The sequence below is a fragment of the Flavobacterium buctense genome, assembly GCF_014486695.1.
Classification (GTDB): Bacteria; Bacteroidota; Bacteroidia; order Flavobacteriales; family Flavobacteriaceae; genus Flavobacterium; species Flavobacterium buctense.
Genome location: NZ_JACTAB010000002.1, coordinates 151,494 through 171,372, shown reverse-complemented (window position 1 = coordinate 171,372; position 19,879 = coordinate 151,494). Strand labels below are relative to the sequence as shown.

Sequence of the window (19,879 nt, the reverse complement as noted above, 5' to 3'; positions counted from 1 at the left end):
AACATGTCTAAAGTAGAAGATTTTTTAACCCAAGAAGAAGAGCAAGAGATTGTTGAAGCTATTCGCGTGGCCGAAAAAAATACTTCCGGTGAAATTAGAGTACACATTGAAAAACATACTTCCATTGACTCGTTCAAACGGGCGATGGAAGTTTTCCATTTGTTAAAAATGGATGAAACCGAATTGAAAAACGGTGTTCTAATTTATTTAGCCGTCAAAGACAAACACTTTGTAATCTGTGGCGACAAAGGCATTAACGATTTGGTTCCGGATGACTTTTGGGATTGTACGCGTGATGTTATGGCCAAAAACTTTAAGGAAGGTCATTATAAACAAGGTTTAATTGACGGTATTTTAAGAGCCGGTGAACAACTTCAAAAATACTTTCCTTATCAAGAGGGTGATACCAATGAATTATCAAACGAAATATCAAAAGGAGAATGAAATATAACATAACTATTCCCGTTTTCCTTAAACTCGCCGTTTGTCTTTTGGTTTCCCAAATTGGTTTTGCACAATTGGACATTCCTAAAAAACCTGATTTACAAACTTCAGTATATGACTATGCCAAGTTATTAAGTCCTCAAGAAAAGATTCAACTTGAGGAAAATCTTGTTAGGTATTCAGATTCTACTTCGACTCAAATTGTTGTTGTTACCATAGAAGATTTAAAAGGCGAAAGCATTGATGTAGTTTCTACTAATTGGGCACAAAATTGGGGTATTGGCCAAGCAAAAGAAGACAATGGTGTATTCATTTTAGTTTCAAAAAACGATAGAAAAATAAGTATTCGTCCGGGTTATGGATTAGAAGACAGACTTACTGCTGGAATTTGTGGCGAAATCATAAGAAATGTGATTACACCGGAATTCAAAGCCGGCAGCTATTATAATGGCTTAAGCAAAGGTACTGATACTATTATTGAAGCGGTCAAAGGCAAATACAAAGGGGAAAGAAAAACCAATAAAAAAAATGGAGGATTTCCCATTTTACCAATCATAATTATAATCATTGTTATAATCTTTATCATTGCTAAGAACAAAGGCAATGGCGGTGGTGGAAATCACGGCAATCGTGGCGGTGGCTTTGATTTGGCGGATATTATTATCCTAAGCAGTCTTGGTCGTGGCGGTGGTGGATTTGGAGGCGGTAGCTTTGGCGGTGGATCTTCTGGTGGTGGTGGATTTGGTGGTGGATTTGGCGGCGGTGGATTCTCCGGCGGTGGCGCAAGTGGCGGCTGGTAATTTCAGTTGCAGTATTCAATCGCAATAAACAGGTATAAAAAAACACGGTCTCGTCAAATAGCGAGACCGTGTTTTTTATTTAATCCATTATCATTATTCCGCCTTCCCCTTTTTTCTTTCCGCCAAACTTTTCGAGTTTATACGTTAGTGAGAACATGACGTAACGTCTTAAAACGGTATTTTCTGCATCAACAATGGCTGTTGGTGTAATGGTACGCGTTGCATTTTGATTTTGGTCTAATAAATCGTAAACTTTTACTTTGGCTAAAAATTGGTCTTTAAAGAAATTATAGCCTAAACTCACATTCCATAAATAGAAATCTTTCTTAAAACCATCGGCAATGTTTGAATTATAAGTGTAACCAAAATCACTTCCAATTACAAAATGCTTTGGGACATAGGATGTGATTTCTAATTTGGCATTGTGGATAAAATTTTGTGCTTTATCAATCACATAGTTTTTAAAATCGGTAGTATTCAAAGTATAGCGATAGCTTGGTGAAACAGTTACCAATTCGTCTATGCTCCAAGTCAAATTGACTCTCGGATTAATTTGTAATGCTTTAGACTCAAAAGCTACTGCATTGGTCAACCCTTTATTAGAATTGTAATTGAAATTAATTCCGGCACCAAAACGCAAGGTTCGCTTTTCCTTTTTATAAGACTTATTCCAATTAACTCCTAAATAGGAATTGTAAACCATATCCACATTTTGGTAGGTCGTTGTCGACTTAAAATTATCATCAAAAACAGTGGAAGAAACTACAGCGTCCCGACTCAAATCAAACCCGGAATAAACATAATAACCGGAACGCGACTGATAATCATAATCGTTAAAACTAAAGTATAAATTGTGTTTTTGTGTTGGTCGAAGATTCTCATTCCCCACAAAAGTGCTCAAGGGATTTGACAGATTCTCCACCGGCAAAACCTGATTGGCTTGTGGCAATTGAACACCATAATCATAAAAAGAATAAATTGATTTTGATTTGCCCATACGATGACTGATGTATCCTTTCACTCTTGGGAAAACATAGTTTTTATTTCTGTTGGTTATCAATCCTAAATAATTTGAACGGGCATCAAAAGTCACAAATTCAGGTCCGAAGTTAATTCTACCATTGGTTTTAGCTTTGCCTATTATCAATCCGGTAGAAGGAAAAAAAGTAGTTGCTTTTGAAGACGTTCCATTGGATTGTAAATCATTAAAATCAGTATAATTGGCACCGTCAAAATCAAAAGTATTCAGGCTATTACTCACTTTTCGATACGTAACTTCTGAAGTCAAACTCAATCGAAGTGAATCGGTTAAAGGTTCCCCAAATCTTGCTTCTAATTTTACAAAATCATTGTTGTCTTTTTCAAATCGGTTCTGATTCCTGATATCATCCGGTGTGGCATCGGCAAAAAGTGTGGCTGAATTGGTATTGACAAAATCATTTCTTCTCTGAAATTCCGACTCTAAATTAAGTGACATTCCTCGGTTTTTCTTTAAAAAACGTTTACTAAAACTGACATCGGTTCCAAAATTTGTAAATTCATTATCGCTGTAATCTTCATTAGTACTGTTGTTCAATTCATCCAAAGCTTCGTTGGTAGTGATTTGGTTTCTAGAAGATTGGCTATAGCTTTTGTTTCTCTGAAAACTTGGATTGATATAAATAGAGGATAAGGAATCTATTTTGATTTCAAAATCTAAATCGAGATTATGCCCATTACTACCATTTTTTGTGATTGCATTCGAATTAGTAAACGTTCTTCCTTCCGGCAATAGGTTAATTCTATCCGTTCGACTGGCATTTTCTGTTTCCGCATTGGAAAAATAATAACTCCCACTTTGGTCAATTTTTTTCAACCATTTGTCTTGGTAATTAACTCCAACCATATTGGACCGGGTTATCCCACGATTGCCACCAAATGACATATTATTAATGCCAAAACTTCCATCATCGTTATAAAAAACCGATGAATTTCTTCCGCCACCCATATTGTCAAAAACCTCATCCATAGAAAAACCTATAGAATTGATGTTATTGGAAGACGCTAAAACACTGACTTTTTGTTCGCCTTTAAAATAATTGAGCAACAAACTCGATTCATACCGTTTGTCCGATCCTTGTCCGGCGACGACTTTCCCGAAGAGACCTTTATTTTTATCTTCTTGTATCGTTAAATTGATGGTTTTTTCTTGAGAACCGGAAGCTTCCCCTGAAATTTCTTCAGCTTTGGTTTTGGTGTCTACCACTTGGACTTTATCAATGATTTCCGCAGGAAGGTTTTGTGTGGCAATTTTGCCGTCTTTCCCAAAGAAAGGTTTTCCATTGACTAGTATATTGTTTACCTCTTGACCATTAACGGTGATTTTGCCTTCGGGTGTAATCTCTACTCCGGGTAATTGTTTGAGTAAGGCTTCTACATTAGCATCGGCACCTACTTTAAACGAAGCGGCATTGAATTCTAAAGTATCTTTTTTAATTCTGATAGGTGGAATTTCAGATTTTATAACCACTTCATTAAGCGCATTGACTGCCTCTTTCAAGGCAATTGTTCCAAAATCTTTATCGGTATTTAAGTCGACTTTATCTTCTTTAAAATCCTGATAACTTACATAGGAAACCTTTAGTAAAACCGGTTTGTCTGATTTTTTTATTTTGAAGTTAAAGTTACCCGTTTTGTTGGTAATGGTATAATCAACCACTGAAGAGTCTTTGACAGCGGTCAAATAAACGGTAGCGGATTCAATAGGTAATTTGGTCGTTTCGTCAATCACTTTTCCTTTAAGAGAGATTGTTGATTGTGCAAATGTGATGGAAGTAATAAAAAGTGCTAAGAATAAACGGAGAGATTTTGGCATAAAAAATTTAGCGGTTATTAAGTTAGAAAGATTAATAACGGCTAAATTCTTATTTTAGTATGTAATGTGAAAATTTCTTACGAAACATTTAACATTTACAGATAACGCTAATTTATTAGTATTGTCTGAAACTCCCTTTTTTTTACTTTTCTCTGATGTAAATATCAATCGGTACCCCTGAGAAATCCCAGTTTTCACGTATTTTATTTTCTAAGAAACGCTTATAGGGTTCTTTTACGTATTGGGGTAAATTGGCAAAAAACACAAACTGAGGTGTTGGTGTTGGCAATTGCATACAGTATTTAATCTTTACATATTTTCCTTTCAAAGCCGGCGGTGGATAGGCTTCTATTAATTTCAACATAAAGTCGTTAAACTTTGAAGTTGGAATACGTTGCTTCCTGTTTTCGTAAACTTTTACGGTTTCTTCCAAGGCTTTTAACAAACGTTGTTTGGTTATTGCTGAAGTAAAAATAATCGGCACATCGGTAAAAGGCTGTAATTCTTCACGGATTTTAGCTTCGTAATCACGCGTTGACATGGTATCTTTTTCAACCAAATCCCATTTGTTTACCAAAATGATTACGCCTTTACGGTTCTTTTCGGCCAGCCAAAAAATACTTTGGTCTTGTCCTTCAAAACCGCGGGTAGCATCAATTAAAAGAATACAAACATCCGAATGCTCAATCGCACGCACCGAACGCATTACAGAGTAAAATTCTAAATCCTCTTTTACTTTGGCTTTTCTACGAATTCCGGCGGTATCGACCAAGTTAAATTCGAACCCAAAACGATTATATCTTGTATCGATTGAATCTCTTGTTGTTCCGGCGATATCGGTTACAACGAATCTATCTTCACCAATTAACGCATTGATGAAAGAAGATTTTCCGGCATTAGGACGACCAACTACGCAAAATCTAGGTAGTTGCTCCTCATCTTCAGAAACTTCCGGTAATTCAGGTAATACTTCGACTAATTTGTCTAACAATTCTCCGGTTCCACTTCCGCTGATACTGGCAATGGTGAAATATTCGCCTAACCCTAAATTATAAAATTCGATAGCGTCTTTTTCACGCATCGCATTGTCTACTTTGTTTACAGCTAAAAGAATTGGTTTAGTAACTTTTCGCAACAATTTGGCGACCTCGGCATCCATAGGTGTAATACCTTCTTCTACATCGACAACGAAAATAATCGCATCGGCTTCGTCAATAGCCAATTCTACCTGACGGCGAATTTCTCCTTCAAAAATATCATCGGAACCTTTGATATAACCACCGGTATCAATTACTGAAAACTCTTTTCCATTCCATTCGCTTTTACCGTAATTTCTATCACGAGTTACACCGCTAACCGAGTCAACGATGGCTTCTCTTCTTTTGATTAAACGGTTAAAAAAAGTCGATTTCCCTACATTTGGTCTTCCAACTATGGCTACAATATTGTTCATAATCATTTTAAATATGGTGCAAAGGTAGTATTAAAGAGCACAAATTCAATTATTTTATTACTTTTAGTATGGTATTAACATCCTAAAAACTGTTTTTATGGACACGGAACATGAGGTTAGACTTCGCCCTCGGTTTTATAAAGACCTCGAACAAAACATAACGGAAGTCCGAGAGAAATTTGTGACTTACAGACATAAAAACAACTCACCCGATTTCTTAATGAAAGTGAGAAACAACCATGTCCAGTTTACTTTTTCGAGAGAAAAAAGACATTATTGGTCACCGCATTTAAGTATTGAATTGGAAGAAAAAGAAGGCGATGAAAAAAATGCAACCCACATCAGAGGATTGTTTGGCCCGGATCAAACCCTTTGGACTATGTTTATGTTTCTACATTTCGTGGTTGCCGGAGTTTTTACCTTATTCGGCATGTTCGCTTATTCCAATTACACGCTGAATGAACCCATGCTTATGGATTTCATCGTGATGTTTATCATGGTAATTATTTGGTTTCTACTTTATGTTATTGCCCGACAAATTCGCGAGAAAGGCCACACTCAGATGGACGAACTTGAAGCTGTTTTTTTGGACGTTATTAAAGAGTAATTATTTTTGGTTGTAACCAAAACGACGCAATTGGTATGCATTACTTCTCCAGTCTTTATTGACTTTTACGTACAATTCGATGTGGATTTGCTTCCCGAAAAACTTCTCTAAATCTTCGCGAGACTGCATCCCGACTTTCTTTAAAGCTGCGCCTTTGTGACCAATGATGATTCCTTTTTGCGTATCTCGCTCGACCATGATTACGGAACGAATTCGGATAATCTTTTCGTCTTCTAAAAATTCTTCGGTTTCAATTTCTACAGCATATGGAATCTCTTTATCGTAGTTTAATAAGATTTTTTCACGAATGGTTTCGTTGACGAAGAAACGCTCCGGCTTATCGGTTAAAGCATCTTTTGGATAATAAGGCGGTGATACCGGAAGCAAGTCTAGAATTCGGGCAAAAACTTCTTTTACATTGAAATTTTCTAACGCTGATATTGGAAAAATTTCGGCATTAGGCACTTTGGCTTTCCACAACTCTATTTGTTCTTCCAATTCTTCTTGGTTGGATTTGTCGATTTTGTTTAACAACAATAACACTGGAATTTTAGAATGAATAATTTTATTGAAAAAGTCTTCGTCTTTAAGTTCTTTCTCTCCTATTTCGACCATATAAATTAACACATCAGCATCTTCGAAAGCCGATTTCACAAAGTCCATCATCGATTTTTGCATTTCGTAAGCCGGTTTGATAATTCCCGGTGTGTCTGATAAGACAACCTGAAAATCTTCTCCGTTCACAATACCTAAAATTCGGTGACGAGTGGTTTGTGCTTTGGAAGTTATGATAGACAATCTTTCCCCAACAAAGGCATTCATTAAAGTTGATTTTCCAACGTTTGGGTTGCCAATAATATTTACGAATCCTGCTTTGTGCGACATCTACTCTAATTTATTTTTTGCAAAGGTAGTCATATCAGTTCAATAGAAGAAATAAAGATTTTTTACCTTTTTTGTTGCATTTATTGATATTCGTTGTATATTTGCACTTGAAACATCGCGGGATAGAGCAGTAGGCAGCTCGTCGGGCTCATAACCCGAAGGTCACAGGTTCGAGTCCTGTTCCCGCTACGAAGAGAAGCCATTCTGAAAAGAGTGGCTTTCTTTTTTTAGAAAAAAGCACCCATATGAACATGAAAAAAATTGTCGAGTACAGAGCGTTACTTGGCGTTACAAAGACAGCAACTCTTAAGGAGTTAAAGACAATTTACAGAAACAGCATGAAAGATTCTCATCCTGATGCAATATCAGATGATACAGAGCGTTTGGCAGCTGAAGAAAAAAGTAAAGAGATTATTGCTGCTTATCATTTCTTGGTAAGTATTGCACCGGAAACTTTGGAAAAAGACAAAGCAGAATACACTCGAATCACCACAAGCACAAATATTGCGGATTTTTATTATGAGAATAGTGTTTTGTACATCACCTTCTTAGACGGGAATTCTTTTGAATACTTTGGTGTTCTTAGACCTATTTATATTAAAATGGTGAATGCAGAATCGCCAAGTCGTTTTGCCAGAAGACACATTTACAACGAATACATTTACAGAAGCACTACGAAATTAGTTGCCGCAGAATAAGTTATAAAAAAAGGTCTCAATTAAATATTGAGACCTTTTCTTAATTAAACAACCAACACAAAACATATTATTCATCTGCAGCAAACGCTGAGTTTTTATCAATACTTACTTTCAAAGTAGTAGCAACACCTTGCTCATTGACCATTGTCATGTTTAAAGTATCCAATTTGGCTAAATTTCTTGAAACAAAACCATTGAACATATTATAAGAAATATTCATCTCTTTTAAGTTTTGTAATTTCTCTAAATCGAATGGCACTTGACCTTCAATTCTGTTTTCAAACAAACTCAAAGTCTCTAAAGAAGATAAGTTTGACACTTCTTTTTCTAATTTACCGGTCAATCTATTGCTATTTAACAATAATACTTTTAGTGATTTTAACTGATAATAAGACATTGGAATTGAACCTTCAATCTCATTGTTGAATAAAGAAAGTGTTTCAAGACTGGTTAAAGTTCCAATACTAACAGGCAAAACACCGGTTAATCTGTTCATGTGCATTTCAATTGATTTCAATTGAATAGCGTTTCCTATAGTTTCAGGCAAGGCACCGGTTACTTTGTTGAAAGCAACATTCAATTTAGTCAAACTTTTTAAATTACCTATAGATTCAGGCAATACTCCTGAAATATCATTTCTGAATAAATTCAAAACTTCCAATGAAGTTAAGTCACCAATTTCAGTTGGCAATTCACCTACAAGGTTGTTATTCATCAGTTTGATTCCGATTACTTTATCGTTTTTGATTTCTACACCATACCAAGATGTGGTAGGCGATTTTAAATCCCATTTGTTGGTCCAATTTGAACCTTTAGTTGCTTTGTATAATTTGATCAAAGCATTTTTCTCTGTTGAAGATATCTCTGCAAATACTGAGGTCGAAACCAAAAGCACCGCTACATAAGTAAAAATAGATTTCATATCATTTAGATTTGAGGTTAATGACGATGTAAAACTATAAGAAAGGTCGTTTAAAAACAAATATAATCGATGAAATACATTATGTGTTTAAATTTTAATATATTTATCTTACAAAAATTACTAAATTTTAACAATCAACAACCTTTTTTAAGTTTAAAATCTGTTTGAAAAATATTTTATACATTTGAAATACTAACCCATTAAAACTAACATTATGCCATTTAACATTTACGCAGTTTTAGTCTCAACATTAGTTACACTCTTGGTTGGATTTGTCTGGTACAATCCAAAAGTTTTCGGAACCATTTGGATGAATGAAACCGGAATGACCGAAGAAAAAGCCAAACAATCCAACATGTTAAAAGTTTTTGGTTTAACTATTTTTTATTCATTCATGTTATCCTTTATTTTATCAAGTATGGTAATACATCAAATCGGAGCGATTGGAATGATTGGTGGTCCCGATTTCATAGAAACAGCCAAACCTTCTTACGCGGCGTTTATGGCCGATTACGGTGATGCCTTCCGAACATACAAACACGGAGCCTTACACGGTTTCTTTTTCGGAGTATTTATTGCGCTACCAACCACTGCCATCAATTCCTTATTTGAACAAAAATCTTGGAAATACATCCTAGTGACTTCCGGGTATTGGATTGTTTCGATGACAATCATGGGAGCTATAATCTGCGGATGGAAATAGTTTAACATTTATTTATAACTCAATCGCTCTACATTTGTGGAGCGATTTTTTTTACTTTGGATACACCTTCATTTAAAATTTACACTTCAACAGCTCAACTTCCTGATACTTGGGATAAAGTTGCGCAAGAGAATGTTTTTTTGCAAACCCATTATTTAAAAGTGCTCGAAAATTCGGCACCAACTAATATGGAGTGCTTTTATATAGGCATATTCGAAAAAGCAGAACTTATTGGAGTTGCCTTAGCGCAATACCTAAATCTGAACAAACTGGAATCCTTTGGAGAAAGAGACCGATGTTTGAAAACCTATGTTCGGAATTTTGTGTTTAAAAATTTTGCTTCTCACGTTTTATTCCTTGGCAACAATATGATTACGGGACAAAATGGTTACGAATTCATTAAAACCATTGACTATAAAGACATCAGTGATTTACTTTTAGAATGTGCCAATGCTATAACCCAATATTTTAAAGAACAAAAAATTAAAATCCATATTGTTTCCTTTAAAGATTTCTACCAACATTGCGCTGAGGAACTGAAAAAGCATCAGTTCACTAACATCTATGAGTTCAATACCCAGCCTAACATGATTTTTGAATTGCAAAAGAACTGGCAAAAACAAGAAGATTACATTGCTGCTTTCTCTAAAAAATACCGTGACCAATACAAGCGTTCGCACAAAAAAGCAGCAGGAATTACCACCAAAGAATTGTCGTGGGAAGAAATCACACAGCAGGAAGAACGCATTTACGAATTGTATCATCATGTGGCTAAAAATGCGCCTTTTAATACTTTCTTTTTAGCCAAAAATCATTTCTCTACTTTTAAAAAACAATGTGGTGACCGATTTAAATTGGTGGGTTATTTTTTAGACGAAAAGCTAGTCGGCTTTCACACGCTGCTTTTAAACGGTACTGTTTTGGAAACCTATTTCTTAGGCTATGATGACCAAATTCAAAAAGAAAAAATGTTGTATTTGAATATGCTTTACAACATGACCAAATTTGGCATCGAAAACCAATTCGAGAAGATTATCTTCGGAAGAACGGCTTTGGAAATTAAGAGTTCTATTGGTGCTAAACCCATTCTGATGTCGGGATTTATATACCACACGAATAAATGGGTTAATAAGTTCATGGCGAAAATATTCCCGCAACTTGAGCCAACTTTGGTTTGGCAACAACGACATCCTTTCAAAGAAAACTAAACTTTATTATCTTTATCCAAATTTGATTTATGCTTTTTCAATTTGGCTTTTACTCTTCTTTACTTCTAATTACCTTTTCTCAAGGAATCATATACTGCCTATTACTACTCAAAAAGGCCATGATTACGGAAAGTAAATCCAATTATTGGCTGAGTTTGTTTATTTTTTTATGCAGCCTGTATATTGCACCTTGGATGTTAGGATTTGCCGGTTGGTATGACAATCAACCCTATCGAGATATTCTTTTTTATACACCTTTTCAACATTTATTGTTGATTGGTCCTGTTATTTATTTTTACACCCAGAGTTTACTCAATCCTTCGTTTAGATGGACTCGAAAAAACTTTATACATTTTATTCCCAGCATCGCTTACCTGGTCTATATCTTAGGATTATGGATTTATGACAAATTTATTTTTAAAGACTACTTCTTCTACAAAGACGGATTAGACAAGGATTTTGAAAGTTGGTACCAAAACATAGGTTTGATTTCAATGATGATTTATTTTATCGCATCAATTCGCTACTACAATTTGTATCGAAAATTGATGTATCAGGTAGTGAGTTATGCAGATAACGTTCTTTTTAAATGGATCAAAACCTATCTCTATGCTTTTTTGGTAATGCTATCGCTACCTATCGTATTAGACATTGTTAGCCTTTTTTATCCTGAAATAGATTCCTATACCGGTACTTGGTGGTTCTTTTTGTTCTTTTCTATTATCATGTATTACATCGCTATTACCGGATATTCAAATCCAATTATTACCAAAATTCCGTTTGAAATATCGGTTTTTCCCAATCAACCGGCTTTGCTCTTGCAACCCAACAAGAGTGAAGAAGTGATTATCGATATTGAACACGAAACATTTCACCAACAAGAATCACCGGAAACCACCATTTGGAAAAGCAAAATAGAAAACCTGATTGCTGAGAAAAAACTCTATCAAAATCCGGAGCTGACACTAACCGATTTGGCCAAAACATTAGAAACCAATGCCTCAGTAATTTCCAAAGCAGTCAATCAAGGTTTTGGGTTGAACTTTAATGACTTTATCAACCAATACCGAATAGATGCCGTTAAAAAGGCATTTGACGCAGGTGACCATAAAAAATCAACCATACTCGGCATTGCATTTGACAGCGGTTTCAATTCAAAAGCTACATTTAATAGGGCTTTCAAAAAAAACACCGGGCTATCGCCAAAAGATTTTCTAAGAAGTGTCAAATCTTAATTTCTTCTTTTTTAATAAGTATCAAATAATTTATTTTAATACAAAAAGGTTTCAAATCATAATTTGAAGCGTTTAGCGTTTTGCCTTGCTCCATCTTTGCCTAATCAAATAATCAGAAACCAAATTATAGGTTTCATTAAAAAACAATAAAATGAGAACATCAATGGCAACACTTTTTTTAACACTTATCGTTACCTCTTGTAGTGTATTTGGATCATTAACATCAAACACCATCATTCAACCCAATGATAGTTTTATATTGGGTAACAACGAACATGGCAGTTTTAAAGTAAAACTAAAAAATGTTTGCAACCAAGATTTGAGAGTTTTTATGGCACCAATAAATGGTGGAACACATTCACCAATAGTAGTGAAACCAGAAGAATCAGTCACTGTAAAAGTGGAGAGCAATACAGCACTAGTTATAGAAAACAAGTCTAATCAAGAGGCTTCGGTAGCTTTACAGGTTTCTGGCGACACAGGATTATCAATGGGTTATAAAAATTAAAATAATTATGAAAAAAATTCTTTCTTTTTTTACCGGTTCAATAAATTCAAACGAAATTTATATAGAAATTATTTATTTACTCTTCCGAATTCATGTTGGTTTCACTATTGCTTTTGGAGCAGGATTATCAAAGGTATTTCATAAAATTGACGAAAAAGGCACAGAGGATTGGGCAAATCTTGCCTTTGGAGTTCCCGAATGGTTTGTGAAGCAAGTTGGTGAAATTGGTTTTAACTTCCCTAGTCCAACATTTTGGGCTTATGCTGCAACCTATGGAGAATTTATTGGTGGCTTGCTTATTATATTTGGTTTATTTACTAGGATTAGTGCATTGCAATTGGCATTTCAATTTTTTGTAATCTCTTTTATTTGGTATGACAATCCGGAATTTATCACTGGAATGTATTTTCAGCAATTATACTTCTTTTGCTTCCTCATAATTTTTGGATTTGGAAGTGGAAAACTTAGTTTGGACTATTTTATGCAATTACAAAAGAAGAGCTCTAATTAGAGTTCTTTTTTTGTAATTGTATTAAAGCATAAAATCCAAGTGCCAATTCACCAATAATTCCTAATACAAAAATAGTTGTTGGAATTCCGTCAAAAATGATAGAAAAAATTCGCCCAAAAGCTAAACCTAACATAAAAATGATATTGGAAACTGTGGCAACTTTCCACAAACTCGGCTTTAAAATTCCGAGTATCCAAAGAATAGAAAATCCCAGATACAATCCCATGATAGCTTTGAAAATATTAGCTTCGTCTATGGAATTTAGAGTAACTTCAAAAAGAAAATCTGGATAAAATCCGTATATACAACCTACCGGAATTACAACAATTATTGAAATAATCAGGTGTAAATTTTTCATGAGATTTAAAGATTATCAATCTCGCCTTGAACCACTTCCCAATCTTCGAGCAGTCTATCTAATTCGGCTTTCTTTTTGTTGTAAGCTGTGAAGAAATTAGCATTTTCAATGTGTTTGTCATAATTAGAAGCCAATTCCTTGTCATCGTTTTGAATATCGATTTCCAATTGTTTAATTTGGCTTTCTATTTTGCTCAAGCGGTTTTGCAACGATTTGCTTTTCTTTTGGTCGTCGTAGGATAAACTTTTGTTTTCTTTATTCAAATTGGTGTTAACAACCACATCCTTTTTCTCAATCTCACGCATATTCGCAGCGTTTCGTTGTTCTAGGAAATAGTTGATATCGCCTAAATATTCTTTAATTTTTTGGTCTTTGAATTCGTAAACCAAATTCGACATGCCTTGCAAAAAATCCCTGTCGTGGGAAACTAAAAGTAAAGTGCCTTCATATTTCTGCAATGCGGCTTTCAATACATTTTTCGATTTAATATCCAAGTGATTCGTTGGCTCATCCATCAGCAAAACGTTAATCGGCTGAAGCAATAGTTTGCACAACGCCAAACGGTTTCTTTCGCCTCCCGAAAGTACTTTGACTTTTTTCTCTACATCATCTCCACGGAAAAGGAATGAACCCAACATATCGCGCACTTTCGAACGATTGGTATCAGTTGCGGCATTGGTCATAGTTTCTAACAGCGTAATTTCTCCGTCTAAATATTCGGCTTGGTTTTGGGCAAAATAACCTACTTGCACATTATGACCCATCTTTATTGAGCCTTCGTATTTGAATTCATTGACAATGGCTTTGATGAAAGTCGATTTTCCTTGACCATTTTGCCCAACGAAAGCAATCTTACTGCCTCTTTCAACCAAAAGCGAAATGTCTTTTAAAATTACTTTATCGCCATAAGCTTTCGTTACATGTTCGGCTTCAATCACCACTCTTCCCGGTGTCATCGAAACCGGAAACGAAATATTCATCACCGAATTGTCATCTTCATCCACTTCAATGCGTTCAACCTTATCCAATTTTTTAATCAACGATTGCGCCATCGAAGCTTTAGAGGCTTTGGCACGAAACTTTTCGATTAACTTTTCGGTTTCTTCTATTTTCTTGGCTTGGTTCTTTTGGGTAGCCAATTGCTTTTCGCGAATTTCTTCACGCAACACTAAATATTGAGAATAGGGTTTGTTGAAATCATAAGCTTTCCCCAAAGAAATCTCAATCGTTCTATTGGTTACATTGTCCAAAAACATTTTATCGTGCGATACAATCACCACTACGCCCGGAAAATTTCTCAAGAAACCTTCCAACCAAATGATACTTTCGATATCCAAGTGATTCGTCGGCTCATCCAGTAAAAGAATGTCGTTGGATTGCAATAACAATTTAGCCAACTCAATACGCATACGCCATCCGCCCGAAAAAGTATCGGTTTGATTTTCAAAATCTTCTCTTTTAAACCCTAAACCTAAAAGTATTTTCTCGGTATCGCCTACATAATTATAACCGCCAAGCAATTCAAAACGATGCGTGTAATCGGATAAATCTTCAATGATTTGGGCATATTCTGCACTTTCATAATCGGTTCTGGTCACCAAAAGATGGTTGATCTTTTCTAACTTTTTTTCCACCACTTTAATATCCACAAAAGCTTCATAAGCTTCTTCCAATACAGTTCTTCCTTGTTCAAAATCGATATCCTGACGAAGAAAACCCATTTTCACTTCTTTCTCCGTTGCAATTTGACCGCTATCGGGTTTGAAATCACCAGCTAAAATTTTGAGCATGGTCGATTTTCCGGCGCCGTTTTTTCCCACTAATCCTACTCTATCTCCAGAACCTAAACGAAAAGTTACCTCTTCAAAAAGATAAGTACCCCCAAAAGAAACCGATAAATTGTGTATGTTTAACATAATGATTTGTTACAAAAGTTACAGGTAAAAAGATTGCTATAAAGTACCTTTGTAAACCCGAAGCCCAAGAGCTAAAACTAATAAAATTAAAATTTTTGCAAATGTTAAAAAAAGGATCCAAACTAAATAGCATTTTAACAGGAAGTTGTCCGAAATGTCAAGAAGAAAGTATGTATGTTGATTCAAATCCGTACAATTTAAAAAACATATACCACATGCATGAAAATTGCAGCCATTGCGGACTCCATTATCAAATTGAACCCTCGTTTTTTTATGGCGCTATGTATGTCAGTTACGCCTTAACCGTAGCCATTGGAGTGGCAGCTTTTATTATTGCGAAAGTTTTCATCGGCTTAGACCTGGTTGCTTCCTTTATAGCCATTATAGTAGCGCTGATTGCTTTAATGCCCATAACTGCAAGATTAGCCAGAAATATCTACATCAATATTTTTGTACATTACGACAAGAATGCGGTTAAGAAATAGCATACCTTTTGATATCAGCCGTCTTATCCAAAGGCTTTCCGTTTTCAATATAATCATATAAATCCAACGCCATTGCAGGTGCCAGCATTACGCCTCGTGTGCCAAGACCATTCAAAATATGCAGATTTGTATGCAAATGATGTGTTCCCAAAAGCGGCCTTCTGTCTTTCACCGTTGGGCGCACTCCGGCAAAATGCTCAATAATTTCAAAATCACAAGTCAAAATTTCTTTAATTCGGTCAATGAGTTCTTGTTTGCCTTCAGCGGTTGGGGTAGCCGTTTTGTCTTCCCAATTATAAGTCGCACCCACTTTATAAAGGTCATTCCCCAACGGCAAAATAAATACACTGGTATTCATAATTACATCTAAATCCAAATCAGGAGCTTTAATGATGAATAATTCCCCTTTAGTTCCATCAAGCGGCAAATGTTTAAAAAAAGGATTAGCATGCATCCCGAAGCCTTCTGCAAAGACAATCTGTTTCGCTTTTAAGTTTTGATATTGAAGATGGTCGTTAAAAACTTCTAATTCATTATAATCAAAAGCACTTTCAACTAATAAATCAAGATTCTTCAAATAAGTATGATACTGATTTAATAAGACTTCAGTATCCACATAACCCGTTTGCAATACTTCGCCATAACCAAAAGGAGCATCAATGCCAGCGTATTGCTTATGTACAATTTCAGTAGAAAGAAATGGCGCCAAAGCAGGTTTATCCGAAGCGGCGAACCAATTGTTTTGCTCTTCAGTTGAAAAAAACTTACGGTAAATAGGCAATTTAAAATCGACTTGGGTGTTAAGCTTGGCCTCAATTCTTTGATAAAAAACTTCAGCTAATTCGAGTTGCTTGTTGGCATTCCAAACTTGACTAAATCTTTTCAATATAACCGGATTATACAAACCACCAGCAATTTTAGAAGAGTTTTGCGAGTGGTTATCATAAACTACAAAGGTCTTTTCGTTTTGCAAAAGGGTTTCTGCAAAAGCAATTCCGGCTAAACCTGAACCAACAATAATATAATCAAGCATAATGATAAACTAAAAAAACTCTCACCGTAAAGATGAGAGTTTTTATATTGTAATTAGAAACTTTTCTTAGTAATTCCACATATCAGATTCGAAACTACGAATCTTTTCTTTGATACGCTCTGATTCCAAAAGTTGCATTTGAGAATTGTCTTTCATGTACTGTTGGATTTCTCTGTCACCGTATACATTTTCTTCTTTGTAAATTTCGCCACTAAATCTGCGGGAATTCAACAAGTGGTCAAAAGTAATCGGCATTGCGGAGTTCTTGTCATTAAAAGCTTTCGCGTCATGCAAAATATCTCTAACAGCAGGGAAATACACCCAGAATAAATCAATAACGTCTGCATTGTCATTACCGGCATCTCTAGCTTCTGGTGTTACCGGACAAAGAGCCAACAATCTGTACTTTAATTCACCTTGACGTTTGTCAAAATACCAATACCCTTTAATCTTGTATCCTGAAATATAACTGGCATCCAATTCTTTTTTATTGATAAATTGAGGATCAAGTACTCTTTTACCTGACATATAATCATCGTAATAATTATTAATCTCATCTTTACCAGCGTCAGTAGTATCAATGTAGGTAAATGAAGTCTCCATATCTTTGAAAGTCTTCTTAGCATTGAAATAATCATCTACATAAACTTCAGTGATTTTACCATTCTTGATATTTTTTACCAGAACGTCAAATAAAGATCTTCTCTCTTTACCAACAAAGGCAGTATCAATTGGATAATATAAAGGAAAATTAATTCTTTCATCTACATCTACAAACTCCCAAATGGTTTTACCCATCAATACGTCTCTGTCGTGAACATATCCATATGGTAATGGCTTATCATTGTCAGAAATTAACTGAGCAGGTGTTTTCTTTCCAATTTCATCCGGAGTTTTGGAATTCAACAAGTTTGACTGAGCAAAAGTTGAAGCACTTATTGCAACTGCAAAAACTACTGATAAAAGATTTTTAATTTTCATAATATTTATAATATAAGTTATTTAAGTAGGTTTCTATCAACTTAAATTATTGTATTTCGTAAATTACAGGTGCTGCATCTTTAGGAACAATTCCTGAAGCTCCAATAATTCTTGTTTTAATATCAAAAATAGATATCTGATCACCTTTACTAGCTCTTGCTAATGCAGCTTTACATTGAGCATTCACTTTACTTCCACTAACAATAATAGCGGCTTGACCAGGAACTTTAAAGCTGAAACGAGTTACCTCATATTTCAAATCATACACGAAATCTTGAAGTTCAGCACTAACAGTTGAAACTTCCAAACGAGATTTAGCTCCCTTTTGAACACCAGTTACACCACCGATTGCTCCTGCAGGTGCTGGAATGTTTTTAATTCTGAATACTTTTTTATCCGATGCAGAGGTTCCATCAGGCATTTTAGCTGTAACAGAAACTACTACTTCAGTACCAGAACCTGGTTTCAAATTATATTTACCATTTCCTCCTGCTTTTGACAAACCAGTAGCTGATGCATTAACATAATTATCTCCAATACCGGCAAATGATATAGTCATTGGGTTATCTAAACCTCTGTAGACAACATTCATTTTATCAGCTGAAATATTTGCTGTTTTCGGACGTGGAACAACTACATATTTTCCTTCGAACTTTAATGGCACTGGTTTCCCGTCTTCCATAAATGAGAATGTACCGTTTATGGTTTTTTCTCCAACTCCACCAGCTGTCATCGAAATGATAGCTTGACCATTTTCAATTTTACCCGGTCCAGAAAAACTCGTTGGAACAGTGTTAGCGTCATATTTACCTAAAACTACTTTACCTTTTACGGTTTCTCCTTCAAAGAATACATTCTTCTCCAATACTACCATAGCTTGGAAGTTTTTCAAAGATGCTGCTTGTGCAATAGTGTTTCCAATTAATGCATTGTAAATGTCTTGCTCAGTAGCTTGAACATCATTTTGCATACTAGTCAACTTAGCAATAGATGCAATCGCAGGAAAACCTTCAAAGTGATAAGATAAATATTTCTTAGAAACACCATCTCCATCTTTTACATTACCTAAATTAAATTTCTCATTAATTTTGTTGACAATGATTTGATACTTAACATCGTTTCCAAAAACAGCAGTTATCTCTTTTTTGTATTTTTCAATGTTAGAAATAATTTCATTTCCTTTAGCAGAATATTTATCTCCTTCAAACCAATTCTCATCAATGAAACTTCCCTTGTCCATTGCCTCATAAGGCAATTTACCATTTTCTTCTCTTTCAAACTCTTTAGTTACATCACTTTTGATTGTGCCTAAATAATCATAAAGTTTTTTAGAGATTGCTTTAACTTGGTTAGCTTTGTCTAATGGATCTTTGAAACGAGTTGGATCGTCTTCAGCTTTTTGCTCTAAAGTTCCTAATAAGCTAGTATTGTATTCTTCTGAGAATTTATTTACGCCTTCAAATTTTTCATTCATCAATCCAAAAGCCGTCAATACTTCTTTCGACATGTTTAATGCCAACATCGCGATGAAAACCAAGTACATTAGGTTAATCATCTTCTGTCTAGGGGTTAGTTTTCCTCCTGCCATTTTTTCTAATTAGTTATTGTTTTGTTAATAAAAATATAGTTCAAAAACTAATTATCCTTTGTTACTCATAGCAGATAACATTCCACCGTAAACATTGTTCAATGTAGACAAGTTAGATGTTAAAGATTGCATTTGATCTTTTAATTTAAGGTTGTTTTCAGCGACTTCGTCGTTGATTTTTGCGTTTCTTTCAGCACTTTGTAGTTGCACTTGGTACAAACCATTCAAAGTCTCTAATTGAGTAGCAGCTTTAGTCATTTCTTCCGCATATTTTTTTGTAGAAGCTACAGAATCAACTGTTGGAGAAATTGCTTTAGCAGCACCCTCAAAATTTTTGATACTATTTCCTAAGCTTTCCATTAACTGTCCGTCAATTTTAGCTTCTTTCAACATATTGTCTAATTTTTGAGATAACAAACCTTGAGCATCTTTTGGATCTTCTTTTTTTCCTCTTTCTTTTGCTTCTCCGCCTGCTAATTCAGGATATACTAATGACCAATCTAATTCTTTATCTACCGGGTCAAAAGCTGACAAACCGAAGATTAATGCCTCAACTGAAAGACCAATAATAAGCATTAAACTTGCTCCGGTCCAGTGTTGAATTTTGAATAGTGCTCCGATGATTACAACTGCTGCTCCCATACCGTAAGCGAAATTCATTGCTTTTTTGCTTAATAATGCCATAATAAT

General features: G+C 35.0%; 20 protein-coding genes and 1 tRNA gene. 11 read left to right on the top strand and 10 right to left on the bottom strand.

Translation table 11 applies throughout. The annotated features are described in order from the left end of the window. Positions 1 to 3 precede the first annotated feature (3 nt). Complete coding sequence (locus ICG50_RS04795) at positions 4 to 444, top strand: TPM domain-containing protein (RefSeq protein ID WP_187659783.1); 441 nt, start codon at positions 4 to 6, stop codon at positions 442 to 444. Beyond that, a complete protein-coding gene (locus tag ICG50_RS04790; RefSeq protein ID WP_187659782.1) occupies positions 441 to 1,244 on the top strand; it encodes a TPM domain-containing protein in 804 nt (267 codons plus the stop codon). The genes ICG50_RS04795 and ICG50_RS04790 overlap by 4 nt, the downstream gene beginning before the upstream one ends. 79 nt (positions 1,245 to 1,323) lie before the next feature. Here ICG50_RS04790 and ICG50_RS04785 read toward each other — a convergent pair whose 3' ends face one another. Continuing rightward, complete coding sequence (locus ICG50_RS04785) at positions 1,324 to 4,098, bottom strand: outer membrane beta-barrel protein (RefSeq protein WP_187659781.1); 2,775 nt, start codon at positions 4,096 to 4,098, stop codon at positions 1,324 to 1,326. A gap of 142 nt (positions 4,099 to 4,240) precedes the next feature. Next, complete coding sequence (gene der, locus ICG50_RS04780; protein ID WP_187659780.1) at positions 4,241 to 5,551, bottom strand: ribosome biogenesis GTPase Der; 1,311 nt, start codon at positions 5,549 to 5,551, stop codon at positions 4,241 to 4,243. A gap of 97 nt (positions 5,552 to 5,648) precedes the next feature. Here der and ICG50_RS04775 point away from each other — a divergent pair, with 97 nt between their 5' ends. Further along, positions 5,649 to 6,158 carry a hypothetical protein gene (locus ICG50_RS04775; RefSeq protein ID WP_187659779.1) on the top strand — a complete coding sequence of 170 codons (510 nt, stop codon included), beginning with the start codon at positions 5,649 to 5,651 and terminating at the stop codon, positions 6,156 to 6,158. Here the strand turns inward: ICG50_RS04775 and era are convergent, their stop codons facing one another. Continuing rightward, positions 6,159 to 7,043 (bottom strand): GTPase Era, encoded by an 885-nt coding sequence (era, locus tag ICG50_RS04770; RefSeq protein ID WP_187659778.1) that lies wholly within the window; start codon positions 7,041 to 7,043, stop codon positions 6,159 to 6,161. Positions 7,044 to 7,159: 116 nt separating this feature from the next. On the opposite strand from era, the gene ICG50_RS04765 reads away from it, so the two are divergent. Continuing rightward, positions 7,160 to 7,232: transfer RNA gene (locus tag ICG50_RS04765), tRNA-Met, on the top strand. 62 nt (positions 7,233 to 7,294) lie between these two features. Further along, positions 7,295 to 7,741, top strand: coding sequence for a KTSC domain-containing protein (locus ICG50_RS04760; protein WP_187659777.1), 447 nt, complete (start codon positions 7,295 to 7,297; stop codon positions 7,739 to 7,741). A 67-nt stretch (positions 7,742 to 7,808) separates the two neighbouring features. On the opposite strand, the gene ICG50_RS04755 is transcribed toward ICG50_RS04760, so the two are convergent. Continuing rightward, complete coding sequence (locus tag ICG50_RS04755; RefSeq protein ID WP_187659776.1) at positions 7,809 to 8,663, bottom strand: leucine-rich repeat domain-containing protein; 855 nt, start codon at positions 8,661 to 8,663, stop codon at positions 7,809 to 7,811. 214 nt (positions 8,664 to 8,877) lie between these two features. On the opposite strand from ICG50_RS04755, the gene ICG50_RS04750 reads away from it, so the two are divergent. The 5 genes from ICG50_RS04750 to ICG50_RS04730 all read left to right on the top strand — a co-directional run bounded on the left by ICG50_RS04750 (position 8,878) and on the right by ICG50_RS04730 (position 12,828). Then, the gene (locus tag ICG50_RS04750) at positions 8,878 to 9,366 is read left to right on the top strand and encodes a DUF1761 domain-containing protein (RefSeq protein WP_187659775.1); all 489 of its coding nucleotides are present in this window, start codon (positions 8,878 to 8,880) and stop codon (positions 9,364 to 9,366) included. A gap of 56 nt (positions 9,367 to 9,422) precedes the next feature. Beyond that, entirely contained in the window at positions 9,423 to 10,574 is a 1,152-nt protein-coding gene (locus ICG50_RS04745; RefSeq protein ID WP_187659774.1) for a peptidogalycan biosysnthesis protein, read from the top strand. Positions 10,575 to 10,693: 119 nt separating this feature from the next. Further along, positions 10,694 to 11,809, top strand: a complete 1,116-nt coding sequence (locus tag ICG50_RS04740; protein WP_246448718.1) for a helix-turn-helix domain-containing protein — start codon at positions 10,694 to 10,696, stop codon at positions 11,807 to 11,809. A gap of 151 nt (positions 11,810 to 11,960) precedes the next feature. After that, the gene (locus ICG50_RS04735; protein ID WP_187659772.1) at positions 11,961 to 12,317 is read left to right on the top strand and encodes a hypothetical protein; all 357 of its coding nucleotides are present in this window, start codon (positions 11,961 to 11,963) and stop codon (positions 12,315 to 12,317) included. Between the two features lie 7 nt (positions 12,318 to 12,324). Beyond that, a complete protein-coding gene (locus ICG50_RS04730) occupies positions 12,325 to 12,828 on the top strand; it encodes a DoxX family protein (RefSeq protein WP_187659771.1) in 504 nt (167 codons plus the stop codon). Here ICG50_RS04730 and ICG50_RS04725 read toward each other — a convergent pair. Together ICG50_RS04725 and ICG50_RS04720 are read right to left on the bottom strand one after the other, a co-directional pair. Then, complete coding sequence (locus ICG50_RS04725; RefSeq protein ID WP_187659770.1) at positions 12,821 to 13,186, bottom strand: DUF4345 domain-containing protein; 366 nt, start codon at positions 13,184 to 13,186, stop codon at positions 12,821 to 12,823. The two genes, ICG50_RS04730 and ICG50_RS04725, sit on opposite strands and share 8 nt — an antisense overlap. Positions 13,187 to 13,191: 5 nt before the next feature. Then, the gene (locus tag ICG50_RS04720; protein ID WP_187659769.1) at positions 13,192 to 15,102 is read right to left on the bottom strand and encodes an ABC-F family ATP-binding cassette domain-containing protein; all 1,911 of its coding nucleotides are present in this window, start codon (positions 15,100 to 15,102) and stop codon (positions 13,192 to 13,194) included. Positions 15,103 to 15,203: 101 nt separating this feature from the next. Between ICG50_RS04720 and ICG50_RS04715 the strand changes: the two genes are divergently transcribed. Continuing rightward, positions 15,204 to 15,587: a DUF983 domain-containing protein gene (locus ICG50_RS04715; protein ID WP_187659768.1), complete on the top strand. Its 384-nt coding sequence runs from the start codon at positions 15,204 to 15,206 to the stop codon at positions 15,585 to 15,587. On the opposite strand, the gene ICG50_RS04710 is transcribed toward ICG50_RS04715, so the two are convergent. The 4 genes from ICG50_RS04710 to porL form a co-directional block, all read right to left on the bottom strand. Then, positions 15,577 to 16,620, bottom strand: a complete 1,044-nt coding sequence (locus tag ICG50_RS04710; RefSeq protein WP_187659767.1) for an NAD(P)/FAD-dependent oxidoreductase — start codon at positions 16,618 to 16,620, stop codon at positions 15,577 to 15,579. The genes ICG50_RS04715 and ICG50_RS04710 overlap by 11 nt on opposite strands. 66 nt (positions 16,621 to 16,686) lie before the next feature. Continuing rightward, entirely contained in the window at positions 16,687 to 17,601 is a 915-nt protein-coding gene (gene porN / locus ICG50_RS04705) for a type IX secretion system ring subunit PorN/GldN (RefSeq protein ID WP_187659766.1), read from the bottom strand. Positions 17,602 to 17,647: 46 nt separating this feature from the next. Further along, on the bottom strand, positions 17,648 to 19,189 hold the full coding sequence (gene porM / locus ICG50_RS04700; RefSeq protein ID WP_187659765.1) for a type IX secretion system motor protein PorM/GldM: 1,542 nt from the start codon (positions 19,187 to 19,189) through the stop codon (positions 17,648 to 17,650). Positions 19,190 to 19,240: 51 nt separating this feature from the next. Continuing rightward, positions 19,241 to 19,873, bottom strand: coding sequence for a type IX secretion system motor protein PorL/GldL (porL, locus tag ICG50_RS04695; protein WP_187659764.1), 633 nt, complete (start codon positions 19,871 to 19,873; stop codon positions 19,241 to 19,243). Positions 19,874 to 19,879 lie beyond the last annotated feature (6 nt).